The 14,350-nt window shown below is 42.3% G+C and carries 9 protein-coding genes; 3 read left to right on the top strand and 6 right to left on the bottom strand.

The annotated features are described in order from the left end of the window. Positions 1 to 39: 39 nt before the first annotated feature. Together BWI44_RS11960 and guaA are read right to left on the bottom strand one after the other, a co-directional pair. Positions 40 to 294, bottom strand: a complete 255-nt coding sequence (locus BWI44_RS11960) for a hypothetical protein (RefSeq protein ID WP_195210056.1) — start codon at positions 292 to 294, stop codon at positions 40 to 42. A 377-nt stretch (positions 295 to 671) separates the two neighbouring features. Next, entirely contained in the window at positions 672 to 1,979 is a 1,308-nt protein-coding gene (gene guaA / locus BWI44_RS11955) for a glutamine-hydrolyzing GMP synthase (protein ID WP_118223971.1), read from the bottom strand. Positions 1,980 to 2,530: 551 nt separating this feature from the next. Here guaA and BWI44_RS11950 point away from each other — a divergent pair. Next, a complete protein-coding gene (locus tag BWI44_RS11950) occupies positions 2,531 to 3,709 on the top strand; it encodes a phosphoribosylaminoimidazolecarboxamide formyltransferase (protein WP_044532195.1) in 1,179 nt (392 codons plus the stop codon). Positions 3,710 to 3,780: 71 nt separating this feature from the next. Here BWI44_RS11950 and BWI44_RS11945 read toward each other — a convergent pair whose 3' ends face one another. From BWI44_RS11945 to rsmA, 3 genes are all read right to left on the bottom strand, one after another. Beyond that, positions 3,781 to 5,637 (bottom strand): DUF349 domain-containing protein, encoded by a 1,857-nt coding sequence (locus BWI44_RS11945; RefSeq protein ID WP_044532194.1) that lies wholly within the window; start codon positions 5,635 to 5,637, stop codon positions 3,781 to 3,783. 116 nt (positions 5,638 to 5,753) lie between these two features. Next, positions 5,754 to 7,094 carry a magnesium transporter gene (mgtE, locus tag BWI44_RS11940; RefSeq protein ID WP_085930054.1) on the bottom strand — a complete coding sequence of 447 codons (1,341 nt, stop codon included), beginning with the start codon at positions 7,092 to 7,094 and terminating at the stop codon, positions 5,754 to 5,756. Positions 7,095 to 7,165: 71 nt separating this feature from the next. Beyond that, a complete protein-coding gene (gene rsmA / locus BWI44_RS11935; protein ID WP_195210055.1) occupies positions 7,166 to 7,981 on the bottom strand; it encodes a 16S rRNA (adenine(1518)-N(6)/adenine(1519)-N(6))-dimethyltransferase RsmA in 816 nt (271 codons plus the stop codon). A gap of 160 nt (positions 7,982 to 8,141) precedes the next feature. On the opposite strand from rsmA, the gene BWI44_RS11930 reads away from it, so the two are divergent. Together BWI44_RS11930 and BWI44_RS11925 are read left to right on the top strand one after the other, a co-directional pair. Further along, on the top strand, positions 8,142 to 9,125 hold the full coding sequence (locus BWI44_RS11930) for a lysylphosphatidylglycerol synthase transmembrane domain-containing protein (RefSeq protein WP_115502302.1): 984 nt from the start codon (positions 8,142 to 8,144) through the stop codon (positions 9,123 to 9,125). Positions 9,126 to 9,363: 238 nt separating this feature from the next. After that, positions 9,364 to 10,821 carry an aminoacyl-histidine dipeptidase gene (locus BWI44_RS11925; RefSeq protein ID WP_195210054.1) on the top strand — a complete coding sequence of 486 codons (1,458 nt, stop codon included), beginning with the start codon at positions 9,364 to 9,366 and terminating at the stop codon, positions 10,819 to 10,821. Between the two features lie 278 nt (positions 10,822 to 11,099). Here BWI44_RS11925 and BWI44_RS11920 read toward each other — a convergent pair whose 3' ends face one another. Further along, positions 11,100 to 14,252, bottom strand: coding sequence for a PspA/IM30 family protein (locus BWI44_RS11920; protein WP_138293389.1), 3,153 nt, complete (start codon positions 14,250 to 14,252; stop codon positions 11,100 to 11,102). Between the last annotated feature and the right edge of the window lie 98 nt (positions 14,253 to 14,350).

Raw genomic sequence — 14,350 nt, 5'->3', positions numbered from 1 at the left:
ACCACTGCCCCTCCGGCCGCAGGGATTGCATCAGGAGTATTAGGGTATCAAGCCAAGTCTTACACTGTCTTCGTGAGTGGCATCTCTTACACTGTCTGGAAGTGTGCTAACACTTCCGTTGTCTTCCCAATCATCAATCACTTCTTTCAGAGACTTATCACTTTGAGGTTCTTCAAGGGTAGGGCTACATGCAGTAACATTTATAAGGCATGCTGTAAAAATTCCAATGAGTGTAAAAGAGATATTTCGTTTATTGTCGCGGTTCGTTCCGTAGCTGTTTGTTTGATGATTCATGTTTTTTTGAGTTAATTAGTGACTGATGTCTTTGCAAAGGTAATAAAATTAAATACGATTTTTATCCGTTTTTGTCTCTTTGTTCGAAATTAATTTCTACCTTTGTCTTGCTAATATGAAATGCAATTGAAGGACTGATTTTAGGGTTTGTAGTTAAATTCGGTGGCTAATTCGGTGGCACATGAATAAGTACTACAACTTAAATGGCTGATTTTTAAGTGAAATTAAAGATAGGACCAGTGGGCAGGTAGCCCAACGAAGGAAAAGCTGTGAACATAATAAGTTCACAGCTTTTTTTATTTCTCTCCTCCTAAATACTAAAATAGCCCCAACTTATAAGAAGCTGAGGCTATCAATTTATCATCTAAAAAGTTTTTTTATTCCCATTCTATGGTAGCATTGGGTTTCGGAGACATATCATAGCAAACACGATTCACATGTTTCACTTCTTTCAGGATACGATCTGTAATTTTCATCAGGATAGGCCATTCTACCGGTTCGATAGTAGCGGTCATTGCGTCAATCGTATTGACAGCACGGATGATAACCGGCCATTCGAAGGAACGGGCATTATCACGTACACCAACTGACTTGAAGTCAGGTACCACGGTAAAATATTGCCATACTTTCTTATCCAATCCGGCAATCCTGAACTCTTCACGCAGGATAGCGTCGGACTCGCGTACAGCTTCCAGACGATCGCGTGTGATAGCGCCCAGACAACGGACACCCAGACCGGGACCGGGGAACGGTTGGCGATAAACCATTTCATAAGGCAGGCCCAGTTCTACACCACAAGCACGTACTTCATCTTTGAAAAGCTGGCGAAGCGGTTCTACGAGTTCGAACTGAAGATCCTCCGGCAGGCCGCCTACATTGTGGTGAGATTTCACCATCTTGGCTGTTTTTGTTCCGCTTTCCACGATGTCGGGGTAGATAGTTCCCTGACCTAAGAAGTCGATTCCGTCCAGTTTGCGCGCTTCCTCTTCGAATACGCGGATAAACTCTCCGCCGATAATCTTACGTTTCTGTTCGGGATCTTCCACACCTTCCAGTTTGGTAAGGAAACGCTCGGTAGCGTCTACATAAATGAGGTTTGCTTTCAGTTGATTGCCGAACATTTCTACTACATCTTCGGACTCGCCTTTACGCATCAGACCATGATTTACATGTACGCATACCAAGTTGTCACCAATTGCTTTCAGCAACAGGGCTGCTACTACAGAACTGTCGACACCGCCGGAAAGGGCCAGCAATACTTTTCTGTTGCCGACCTGACGACGTACCAATTCAACCTGGTCGTTTACAAAGTTAGTCATGTTCCAATTAGCTTCGGCCTTGCACGTTTCGAAGACGAAAGGCTTAACCGCTGCTTTGATGGCTTCGATATCATCCGTGAATTGCGGCAGTTTCACTGCACAAGTCGCTTTGTCATGACCGGCAGCTATCACAGGGATTCCTGCCTCGTAGATGGACGGATTTACATCGATGGCAACACCGTCTACTATGTTGCACGGTCCGCCATTAATAATAATACCCTTTACGTTGGGCAATTTTTTCAGTTCTTCAACGGTTATATCATGAGGATAGATCTCACTATATACACCTAACGCACGGATGGCACGAGCCAATACCGTATTTTCATGACTACCCAAGTCAAGGATAACAATCATGTCCTGCTTCATCTGATTCTGGTTATTTTTAAGTTATTGTATCGTTAATTATTCACTTTTGTTTTCAAACGGTTTGCAAAGATAAAGATTTTCAGAGAGACTATAATGTATTGATTCTCTAAACTTTCAGAACAGAGTCGCATTTTTTTGCATACAACGATAATTATGAACCCATTGGCGGAACTAATCTCTTAGGGAATGCTAATGAAGTGACCAGTACGGGGATGAGGTAAAGATTGCTAATGACTATTTTTTTGTTAGCTTATTGATAATCAATTGATAGCATTTACCAATGATTTACTGCAAGATGTAAAAGCATTTACTGCCGTATGTAACGGCCTTTACCCCAGCATGTAACGGGCTTTACCTCGGTATGTAACGGCTTTTACCCCGGCGTGTAAATGGAGTTACCGTGTGGAGTGAACAAAGTTTCCATCTGGGGAAACGGAATTTCCATGAAAGGAAACAACTGCGTACTTATCCGCGTTGTTGTGGATTTATAATGATTGATTTTGCTTTATATTTAGTAATTTTGCGGCAATTCTATTCAAATAATTAAAACTATGGCAAAAGAGTTAGAACTCAAGTACGGCTGTAACCCTAATCAGAAGCCGGCTCGTATTTTTATGCAGGAGGGGGAACTGCCTATTGAAGTCCTGAATGGACGTCCGGGATATATTAATTTTATGGATGCCTTAAATGGATGGCAGTTAGTGAAAGAACTGAAAGAAGCTACCGGTATGCCGGCGGCGACTTCATTCAAACATGTGAGTCCTGCAGGTGCAGCTATTGGTCTGGAATTGGATGAGATCATGAAAAAAAACTATTTTGCGGATGATCTGCCTCTCTCTCCGTTGGCTAATGCGTATGTACGTGCCCGTGGTGCTGACCGTATGTCGTCTTATGGCGATTTCATCGCTTTAAGTGATGTTTGTGACGCAGCAACCGCTCGTTTTATTAACCGGGAAGTTTCAGACGGTGTTATTGCTCCGGGATATACGGATGAGGCGCTCGAAATCCTGAAAAATAAGCGTAAAGGTACTTATAATGTAATTAAGATCGATCCGAATTATAGACCGGCTCCGATTGAGCGCAAAGATGTGTTTGGAATCACTTTTGAACAGGGCCGTAATGAAATAAAACTGAATGGCGATGAGCTGTTTGCTAATATTCCTACTCAAAACAAGAGTTTTCCGGATGCTGCAAAGCGTGATTTGATGATAGCTCTCATCACTTTAAAGTATACACAGTCCAACTCTGTATGTTATGTGAAGGATGGGCAGGCAATCGGTATCGGGGCAGGGCAGCAAAGCCGTATCCACTGTACCCGCTTGGCTGGAAATAAAGCCGATATTTGGTATCTTCGTCAACACCCGAAAGTCTTAAATTTACCTTGGGTAGAGAAAATCCGTCGTGCCGACCGTGATAATACGATTGATATTTATATCAGTGACGATCATGAAGACGTGTTGGCTGATGGCGTTTGGCAACAGTTCTTTACAGAGAAGCCGGAAGTGCTGACTCGCGAAGAAAAACGTGAATGGCTGGATACACTGAGAGGAGTATCCCTTGGTTCAGATGCCTTTTTCCCATTTGGCGATAATATTGAGCGTGCTTATAAGACTGGTGTGGAATATATTGCCCAGGCAGGTGGTTCGGTGCGTGATGACCATGTGATTGAAACCTGTGATAAATATGGCATTGCCATGGCATTCACCGGTATCCGTTTGTTCCATCATTAATAGAACCTGTGATAAAACAAGAGAGGCTGTGTTCATTGCCAACACAGCCTCTCTTTGTATGTGGGTTTCAATTATTCGGCGCTACGGATAGAATCGTCGATAACTTTGATTTTCTGTTTTACCAACTCAATATCTGCTTTCAGTTTTTCTACTTTGCGATTCAATTCCGTCAGCAGGCTGTTACCTTTCTTGGAAGAAGTCGTCAGGAAACCGAGATTATTCTCATATGTCTGCAATTCATTTTTCATGGCATCTGCTGCACGTAGCAGTTTCTCACGTTCGCGGTAGAGCGACTGCGGACTACCTTCCTGAATGTTACTAATATTAGACTTGAAGTTACTCAGTTTCTTATTGGCAGCGCTGATATTGAAATGGTCGAACAACTTATCCACTTGTCCGTGGTATTGCTTGTATAAGCGGTCTTTTTCCTTGAAAGGCACATGACCGATGCTGTTCCATTCCTTCATTAATTCGCGTACCAACTGTGTGGCTTCGTTCGTATCCATATTCTCATCAATAGCACCCAGCTTTTCGATGATCTCTTTCTTCTTGTTCAGGTTATCTATTTCAACGGAACGTTGAGAAGAAGTTGCCTTGTTTTTTTGCTCAAAGAAGTAGTCGCAAGCCGAAATGAAGCGCTTCCATATTGCATCGGAATATTTCTTTGCTACCGGACCGATTGTTTTCCATTCTTTCTGCAGTTTGGTTAGCTCGTCAGCAGTTGCTTTCCAGTCGGTACTGTCTTTCAGAGCTTCGGCTTTTTCGCAAAGGGCACGTTTCTTATCCAGATTTACGTTCATACCTTCTTTCAGGGATTTAAAGAAATCTCCTTTTTTGCGGAAGAACTCGTCACATGCTTTACGGAAACGTTCGAATATCTTTATATTCATCTTTTGCGGTGCAAAACCGATGGTTTTCCATTTGTTCTGCAAAGCAATGATTTCCTGTGTCTTATTATCCCAGGCTGCAAAGTTGGTCAGCTCATTATAGTCTATTGCTTCAATGATTTCACAAATTACCGTTTTCTGATCGAGGTTATGTTGCTCCACCTCTTTCAATGCTTCGAAGTGTTGCTGGTGGCGACGATTTACGGCTGTGGAAGCTGCTTTGAAGCGGTTCCATACCTCGTCACGCAGTTCTTTGGCAACAGGACCCGTATCACGGAATTCCTGATGCAGTTTCTGTAACTGATGGAATGCTGATACTACATCCGGTTCTTCTGCCAGTTTTTCGGCAGCTTCGCATAAGTGCGTTTTTATTTCCAGGTTCTTCTTGAAATCATATTCGCGGAATTCATTGTTCAACTTCAGCAAGTCATAGAACTTCTCTACATAGAGCTGGTAGCTCTTCCATAGTTCGTTGACTTTAGCTTGCGGAATCAGTTTTACTTCATTCCACTGTTGTTGCAACTTCTTGAATTCCGTATAGGATTTGTTGGCATCATCGGGTGATTCTACCAGTTCTTTCAGTTCCTCTATTATGGAAAGTTTGATTTGCAGGTTCAGCTCTTTCTGTTTTTCCTGTTCGGCTGACAATGCACCTCTCTTCTCTTTAATGACGGACATGATGTTCTTGAATTCCTCTTCAACAGCATCTGCTGTCGGAATGAAATTCTCTGCTGTTCCCCCGTTTTCGATGAATAGTTTCTTCGCTGCTTCCAGTTCGGCATTATGCAGCTTATAGAAAGCCTGTTTCAGACCATCTATTTCCTGTTTGCCGGCATTTTCCACATCTGCGGAAACCTCTTTAAGCTTAGCTAGGATTTCCTCCTTGTTTAGCTTCTGTATAGCTTCTACCGGCTTTTCTTCCTTCGTTGCTTCTTCAGCCGGAGTTTCGGTCAGAGCCGGCTCTGAAACCTCGGCTGCTTTCTTTTCTTCTTCTAATTCTACCGCCTTTTCGGGGAGATTAGTGTCATGAGTGTCCATCATTGTACATACGTTTTAAGAAACGGTTTTACCCGTTCGGGTTACATTAGGTCACAAATTAATGAAATAAAACAATTACTTCATACTTTTTTCCTGAGTTTTTTTTCTTTTTTCTTGTTTTAGGAGAGAAGTACGGTAATTCCCATATATAACATCATGCCTATGATGTCATTGGTAATCGCAATAAACGGACCGGTAGCGATGGCTGGGTCTACCTTCAACTTTTCCAGAGTCATAGGAACCAGCGTGCCGAAGATAGATGCAAACATAACTACGGCAAACAGACTGATGGAAACGGAATAGGTGACGGTAGCGGTTGCACCGAACCGGGCGAAATTATATATATACACTAATAGAGAAATAATAGTGGCATTGATTAGTGCTACTACAGACTCTTTTGTTACTTGTTTGAAAATATCTTTGGCATCCAGTGAGTTGTTGGCAAGGCCTTGTACGATGATAGCCGAAGACTGGGTTCCCACGTTCCCACCCGTACCACCGATCAGTGGGATGTAGAGTGCCATTTCGGGATGGGCAGCAAAGGTTGAATCGAAGTTACCTAAAATCATGGAGTTACCAATACCACCGAGCATACCAATAATAAGCCATGGCAGGCGGGCACTCGTCTGACGCATTACGTTATCGTCCGTTTCTACATCCTGAGACAAACCGGATGCTAACTGGTAATCACGTTCCGATTGTTCACGCACTTCGTCCATGACGTCGTCTACGGTGATTTGTCCTACTAGCCGTCCGATACTATCTATAACGGGAACAGCTACTAAGTCGTACTTTTCGATAATCTGTACCACATCATCCACGGATGTGTCGACATGCACAGAAATCGGGTCTTTCCGCATCACGTGCTTCACCTTTGATACGGAAGGGGAGGTAATCATCTTTTTCAGCGGGAACACTCCTTGCAGGCGGTTTTCATCGTCAATGACGTAGACGTAGTAAATTTCATCCAACTGTTCAGCTTGCTGGCGCATCTCTTTCAGACATTCCGGCATACTCCAGTTCTCATTCACGACTACCATTTCCGTACCCATCAAACCACCGGCGGTGTCTTCATCGTACTTCAACAAGTCTACGATGTCTCCTGCCTGTTCAATGTCTTCAATGTGTGAGAGAATTTCTTCCTGTTTCTCTTCATCCAGCTCACGCATCAGGTCTACAGCGTCGTCCGTGTCCATGTAGTCCACGAAGCGCTTGGCAATGGTTTCAGAAGGAAGTATTTCAAGGAATTCCTTACGGACATCCTCATCCATTTCCATCAATACGTCTGCTGCGGTTTCATTATCCAGCAAACGGTATACGAACCGTGCTTCCTCCGGGCTCAGATCATTGCACAGTTCAGCAATGTCCGCAGGATGTAAGTCTATCAGGAGCGCTTTGACGTTTTCAGCGTCTTTTTGCTCTATGAGGTTTTTGACGTTGTCAATGTATTCTTCGTCCATTTCCATAATCTTCCTCCTCTTGCTTTAATGATAATTTATCAGCGTAGTGCTGGAACTCCGCCTGCTAAATATCATTCATTGGTTTCATTACTTTTTTCTCTAATCTCTTTCAAAGCCTGTTCAACCCGGTTGGTCAGATCAATGAATTGTTGTACCGATAGTTGCTCCGGTCGTTTATTGAATAAAACATCTTCCGTCAGTGGGCAGTCTTTGCCGAGTATGGGTTTTATCGAATTTCTCAGGGTTTTGCGGCGTTGATTGAAAGTGGTCTTCACCACTTGCTTGAATAGTTTTTCATCGCAGCCGAGGGCTTGAGTTTCGTTTCGTGTCATGCGAATGACAGCGCTTTTCACCTTAGGCGGTGGGTTGAATACATGCTCATGTACGGTGAAAAGATATTCCACACGATACCATGCCTGTATCAATACGCTCAGAATGCCGTATGTTTTGCTTCCGGGACCGGCAGCAATACGTTCGGCTACTTCTTTCTGTATCATACCGGTGCAACAAGGTATCAGTTCCTTATTGTCCAGCATCTTGAAAAAAATCTGGCTCGAAATATTATAAGGATAGTTTCCTGTCAGTACAAAAGGCTGCCCGTCGAACAAGCGTTGCAGATTCATTTTCAGGAAGTCATCCTCGATGATGTTATCTTCCAGGGACGGGTATTCTTCACGTAGATAGGCAACAGATTCATAATCCAGTTCTACTACTTTCACCGGACGTTCTTTCTTTACCAGGAACTGGGTTAATACCCCCATGCCCGGACCCACTTCCAATACAGGAAGCCCGGAACATGCGTCTACGGTATCGGCTATGTCCTGCGCCACTTTCAGGTCCTTCAGGAAATGTTGGCCGAGAAACTTTTTAGGCTTTACTAGTCTCATTTATCCACTCAATCATTACTGTTGCACTCTCTTTGCTCCGCGAATATAGGCCATACTTCAGCATTAAAAATAAGCAAGCTTCTTTTGTTCTGCTTCCTATTTGCACTATCTTTGCAGCTCGCAAAGGTAATCCTTTTCGATGAAGAATAACGAATTCTGCATGAATAAACTATTAAAAAAGACACTGAAGATCCTTTTGCCGGTCGCTTTGGGCGGTTTTATCCTGTATTGGGTGTATCGAGATTTTGATTTTGCACGCGCTAAAGAAGTACTTCTGCATGGAACGAACTGGGGATGGATGTTGTTTTCTTTATTTTTTGGTGTGATGAGTCATGTGTTTCGTGGCTGGCGTTGGAAGCAAACACTTGCCCCGCTTGGTGCTTATCCCAAGTCGGGTGATTGTGTAGATGCTATCTTTGTTTCTTATGCAGCCAATCTTATTCTTCCTCGGGTAGGAGAGGTTTCCCGTTGCGGAGTACTTGCCAAATATGATGATGTTTCTTTTGCCAAATCGCTTGGAACAGTGGTAACGGAGCGTTTGATAGATACGTTGACCATCCTTGTGATTACCGGGATTACTTTTCTGATACAGATGCCTGTCTTCCTTCGTTTTTTTGAAGAGACGGGTACCAAAGTTCCTTCGCTGGTGCATCTGGTGACGTCTCCCTGGTTTTATGTTGTTCTTTTTAGTATCATTGGTGTATTGGTATTACTTTATTTTCTTCTGCGCATGCTTTCTTTCTTTGAGAAAGTAAAAGGCGTGGTGTTGAATGTATGGGAAGGGGTGATGTCGTTGAAGAGTGTAAAGAATATACCACTTTTCATTCTCTATACCTTACTTATATGGATATGCTATTTTTATCACTTCTATATCACTTTCTATTGCTTCTCTTTTACTGAGCATCTGAGCTTTCTGGCAGGCTTGGTGATGTTTGTGGGCGGCACTTTCGCAGTGATTGTTCCTACTCCCAATGGTGCAGGTCCCTGGCACTTTGCTGTTATTACTATGATGATGTTATATGGTGTCAATGCTACCGATGCAGGAGTTTTTGCGTTGATAGTGCATGGTATACAGACATTGCTGGTTATTGTACTGGGTATTTATGGATGGTTGCATCTGTCATTGGTCAATCGTTCAAAATAGATTCGTTAATGTAGGGGGCGCATCCGAACCCTACCAACTCCCTGCCAAGTCCGTGTCAAGTCCGTACCAAATTCGGTTGTATATGTATGGAGATGGTACGGAGATGGTACAGGTTTGGTAGGCACCGGGTGTTTCTTTGTGCTTACTGCAATGTTGGTTTTTCACAGGAAAAAGTTTAGGTTCTTGCATAGTTTGGGAATAAAAATGTATATTTGCGAAAACTAACTTTTAAAATGTTATGAGTACAATCTTGCAATTAGCTCCACAGAATGTGTGGAAGCATTTTTATTCGCTGACTCAAATTCCCCGTCCGTCCGGACACATGGAGAAGATAACCGAGTTCCTTGTTAATTTTGGAAAAGGCTTAGGCTTGGAATCATTTGTCGATGAAATAGGCAATGTTATCATTCGTAAAGCTGCTACTCCGGGGATGGAAAACCGCAAAGGCGTCATTCTTCAGGCGCACATGGATATGGTGCCTCAGAAGAACAATGATACTGTTCACGATTTCACAAAAGATCCTATTGAAACCTATATCGATGGCGATTGGGTGAAAGCTAAAGGTACTACATTGGGGGCAGACAATGGTCTGGGTGTTGCAGCTATTATGGCTGTGCTTGAAGATAACAGTCTGAAACATGGCCCGCTGGAAGCCTTGATTACGAAAGACGAGGAAACAGGCATGTATGGTGCTTTCGGCTTGAAGCCGGGTACACTGAAAGGTGAAATCCTGTTGAATCTTGATTCTGAAGATGAAGGTGAATTATACATTGGCTGTGCCGGTGGTATCGATCTGACTGCTACATTGGAATATAAAGAAGAAGCACCTGCTGCCGATCTTGTAGCCCGTAAGGTTACTTTGAAAGGTCTGCGTGGTGGTCACTCCGGTTTGGAGATCAATCAGGGTCGTGGAAATGCTAATAAGCTCTTAGCTCGCGTAGTGCATGATGTCTTGATTGAATTTGATTCTCAGTTGGCAAGTTTTGAGGGTGGGAATATGCGTAATGCTATTCCTCGTGAAGCATGTGCTGTATTGGTGTTTAATCCTGAAGATACAGAAGGGCTGGAAGATTATATTAAGGAATATGAAGCACAGATCAATGCGGAATACGCTCCGATTGAAAGCGGTATCACTCTGACTGTTGAATCTGTTGAGCTTCCTGCAACTATTGTTCCTGCGGAAATTCAAGACAATATGATTAATGTATTGATGGCTTGTCAGGATGGCGTGATGCGTATGATTCCTACTGTGCCTGATACAGTGGAAACTTCTTCTAATCTGGCTATTGTTATTATTGGTGGTGGCAAAGCAGAAGTTCGTATCCTGGCACGTAGCTCTTGCGATACAATGAAAGAATTTCTGGCTGACAGCCTGACTGCTTGTTTTGCTATGGCTGGTATGAAGGTGGAATTAAGCGGAGGTTATTCCGGTTGGCAGCCTAATGTGGATTCTCCTATTCTGCACGCCATGAAGTTGTCTTATAAGCAACAATTCGGTGTAGAACCGGCAGTGAAAGTAATTCATGCGGGTTTGGAATGTGGTATTATTGGTGCTAACTGTCCGGGATTGGATATGATTTCCTTTGGACCAACGTTGCGCTCTCCGCACTCACCGGATGAACGTGCTTTGATTCCGACAGTTTCCAAGTTCTATGATTTCTTGGTAGCTACATTGGAACAGACACCGGAAAAGTAATTAGTGTTCTATTATAAAGAAGGCGGTAAAAATGCTTAAGCATTTTTACCGCCTTTTTCTTGTCCTCCATTTGTTTGTTATAGCGCTTTTTTTGAGTAGTTAGAGTGAATGGCTATAAAAAGAGTGAGGCTGTCTCCCACTGGGTACAGCCTCACACAACAACATTTTACTTTTCACGATGGTGAAAAAAAGGACTATTCTTCACAGAGTAGTTGTTTCATTTAAAAAAAAGTATGCCCCGAAGGACATACTCTTTTTATTTAGTATCTAATCTTTATTTAGTTACCAGGAGTTCCTGAGTTAGGAGCTACAGTCACTTCATAAACATTGATCAGAGTCTTCCACTTGTAGCCATATTCAACCGGGATAAACAGCTTGTATGCCTTGTTAACCGGAGTACCGCTATAGTTGTAATAAGTCAGAACGTCTTTCAATTTACCATCAACAAGTTTCTGTTCGTACTTAATCTCAACGTTTGCAGGCAAGCTACCTTGAGTGTAACCTTCAACAGGTTCCAAGTTACCACCTTCAGGTTTCAAGTTAGTCTTGATCTTAGTTACATCCAAAGTGCTAGAACCAGCTACCAACGGCCAACCTGCTTCTCTTACTTGGTAGAACTCATACAGTTTTTCTGCTAAGTCACCCTTGCCAGTCTTAGCAACAACCTGGTTGTTGTCATTCCAAGAATAGTAAGTGAATGCGTCAGTTACATCAATTGTACTACCTTCGTTCTGAGCATCGATGAAGTTCTTAATTTCACCCTTCTTAACCTGTAACGGTTCGATGATGTTAGCTTCATATTGCTTAACTGTAGTTACATTCTTACCATTACCACAGATATCAGCTACCAAATTGATAGGAACAAGTTTACCAACCAATGCTTTAGCAGCTTCTGTCGGCTGATTAGTAAAGTCAGTAACAGGATGAGCAGGAACAGCTTCTTCCAACTTAATGTTGTAAGTTTGTTCAGCTGCGTTCAACAGGTTAGCTGCATGGTTCACAATAGTTGCAGCCAATTGACCGTTGATCCACAATTCAGTATCATTGTTCTTCAACGTAGCTGTGTATTCTTTACCGTCTTTCCAAGTATACTTGTAGTTAGCAATTCTTGCCTTGTCAAATACAAATCTTACACCCAGATCATTGTAATAGATACCATTAGAGTTAGCTCCCATAGTAGCACCAGCTTGTGCAGGACCGAAAGAAGGATAGTAGAATTTCTTACCAGCTACATTCTTGTCAGTGTAATATACTACACCTGCAGCACCGTCAGTCGGTTTCTTATATCTGTCATCCAAGAAGCCATTCAATAGGTCAGTATAGATGTTACATGTTGGGTTGGTACCTGTAACTACGTTCCATGCCGGGTTAGATTCCTTAGTACCGTAAACGATCGGGTTGATGTTGAATACTTCATATACCTTGTCACCCTTCCAGTAAGTACCCATATGGCCCCAAACGTTCAGAGCAGGCATGTAGATAGTTCTTGTCATTACAACTGTAATGTCAGCATTGATACCCTTAGGATCTTTGTAAGTCACAGTCTTAGTGAATGTCTTTTCTTGCTGAGTAGGCCAGAATACGCCCAGATCAGTTTCAGACAATGTCCACAAGATATTGTGAGATTCAACACCTTCTTCAGGATTAGCGATATCTATAGCTGTACCAGCACCTGTACCATCTACGAACTGAGTATAGATAGAATGGAATTCATTCTTAGTCATACCACCAGTCTTAGCCTTGTCGTAGATCATTGTGTTCATCATTTCTGTATTAACACGGTTTTCAACAGTGCAATTGAACAGAGTAGGCTGGAATGGAACAGACAGAGTCTTACCTTCCATAGTCCATTTAATCTTGATATAACGTTGAGCGATCAAAGCGTTACCGTTTTGAGTATCAATCAAAGATACGCAAACGATAGGCTCACGACCTACAGCTGTAGCTGATTCAGGAATGTTATATACTTTAGAGGTCATGATACCACTTTCAGGAGAATCGATTTGAGCAAACTTCTGTTGGTCAGTCTTGTTTGTATTATCGTTCTGCGGAATGTAAGCAGCATTAGCCAAACGGAAACGGAATGCCAAACCATAGTCAGCATAGTTATCCAAACCTTCATGTTTGCTATGATCGTTATTGATATCACTTACACAAACTTTCACCAATGTCTTCAGATCAAGAGCTTTGTCGTAGGGCTGGTAAACATCGATCAAAGAGTTTGCATCAGACTTATACAGGCAGATAGAGTCATGATAGTGAACATAGAATTTGCCGTTAGCATCAGTCTGAGTTTCATCAGCAAAGTTACCAGTAGTTGTCTTGCTATAATCAGTTCTCATGTTAGCAAGATAAGGTAACTTGATGAGTTCCTCGATACGGGCATATTCAGAGTTTACATAAACACCATCAATCTTACCAGCTGCAAGATCCTTAGCTTCGTCTTCTGTGTAGTTAGCTTCTGCAATAGGAGCTTTCAAAGAAGCCATATAGAATGACTCCTTAGTACCAGTCGGATTAGAAGTCTTAAGCTGTGTATTCAAGAAGCTCTTTTCTTTCTTGAATGTAACTTCCAATACACCCTTTTCGTTGATACTATATCCAGTAACTTCGATAGGCTTATTGTTAGTAATTTCAACACCTGCTCTGGTTATGATGTTCTCAGACTTCAAACCATCGAATGAAGGCAATTTGATATCTTGAGTACGGATACCTACACTCGGACTTACATGGAAGTAAGCTTTATTCTTTTCCGTAGAAATGTAATTAGCTTTAGTCGCAGCATTAACGTGGTCAAGAACCGGAGTTGTTGCATGTACTTCTGATTCGTGGTCAGCTACTATCTGATACTTCTGCGGAGTATATTGCAAAGTAGTGAAAGTGATAGCAGCGATACCATTAATATGAGTAGTCGGTATTACAGCCAGACTAGTCAAACGGTGACCGATCAATTTAACTACTTCATCAGTCAAAGTTTGAACCTTTGTAGATAAAGCTTGCAACTTCTCATCAGTAACAAAGTCTGCTTCAAGCTCTTTTTTCAGAGCAGCAACTTTTGCTGTTACATCATCCAAAGAAGCCAATTTGTCGATTTGCTTTTGCAAATCAGACTGTGCTTTTTCCAAAGCTGCTTTCAGAGCTTCGATTTCTGCAGATGAGCCCCCTTGTCCAGCTTTGTCCAATGCTTCTTGAGCTTTGGTCAGTGCTTCTTCTGCTTTAGTCTTAGCAGCAGTCGCATCAGTCTTAGCTCCATTGATGGCAGCCTCTAAAGCACTTACCTTAGAGTTCAATTCATCAAGTGAAGCTTTCTTGTCCAGTTGTCCCTGCAGGTCCTTGATGTCATCATCGTAGTCCTTACAAGACGTGAACGTTCCTGTAGAACCTACCATTAAAGCTCCGAACAGGATTGCACTTAGAAATTTTTTGTTCATAATAAAAAAACTTTAAATTTATAAATTTAAAAAAATAAAGAATAATAAAAATTCATTTGTAAATCCTCACCTTTTTAGAGCCGTTACTTTATAGGTAA

The organism is Bacteroides sp. Phil13, assembly GCF_001940965.1.
Taxonomy (GTDB): Bacteria; Bacteroidota; Bacteroidia; order Bacteroidales; family Bacteroidaceae; genus Bacteroides; species Bacteroides intestinalis.
The sequence above is the reverse complement of the archived record's forward strand: the minus strand, read 5'-3'. Positions and strand labels throughout refer to the sequence as shown.

Excerpts from the sequence above, each read along its gene's own strand:
- BWI44_RS11920 (WP_138293389.1), bottom strand. The coding sequence starts at position 14,252 with ATGAACAAAAAATTTCTAAGTGCAATCCTGTTCGGAGCTTTAATGGTA.
- BWI44_RS11960 (WP_195210056.1), bottom strand. The coding sequence starts at position 294 with ATGAATCATCAAACAAACAGCTACGGAACGAACCGCGACAATAAACGA.
- mgtE (WP_085930054.1), bottom strand. The coding sequence starts at position 7,094 with ATGGACGAAGAATACATTGACAACGTCAAAAACCTCATAGAGCAAAAA.
- BWI44_RS11950 (WP_044532195.1), top strand. The coding sequence starts at position 2,531 with ATGGCAAAAGAGTTAGAACTCAAGTACGGCTGTAACCCTAATCAGAAG.
- guaA (WP_118223971.1), bottom strand. The coding sequence starts at position 1,979 with ATGAAGCAGGACATGATTGTTATCCTTGACTTGGGTAGTCATGAAAAT.
- BWI44_RS11930 (WP_115502302.1), top strand. The coding sequence starts at position 8,142 with ATGAATAAACTATTAAAAAAGACACTGAAGATCCTTTTGCCGGTCGCT.
- BWI44_RS11945 (WP_044532194.1), bottom strand. The coding sequence starts at position 5,637 with ATGATGGACACTCATGACACTAATCTCCCCGAAAAGGCGGTAGAATTA.
- BWI44_RS11925 (WP_195210054.1), top strand. The coding sequence starts at position 9,364 with ATGAGTACAATCTTGCAATTAGCTCCACAGAATGTGTGGAAGCATTTT.
- rsmA (WP_195210055.1), bottom strand. The coding sequence starts at position 7,981 with ATGAGACTAGTAAAGCCTAAAAAGTTTCTCGGCCAACATTTCCTGAAG.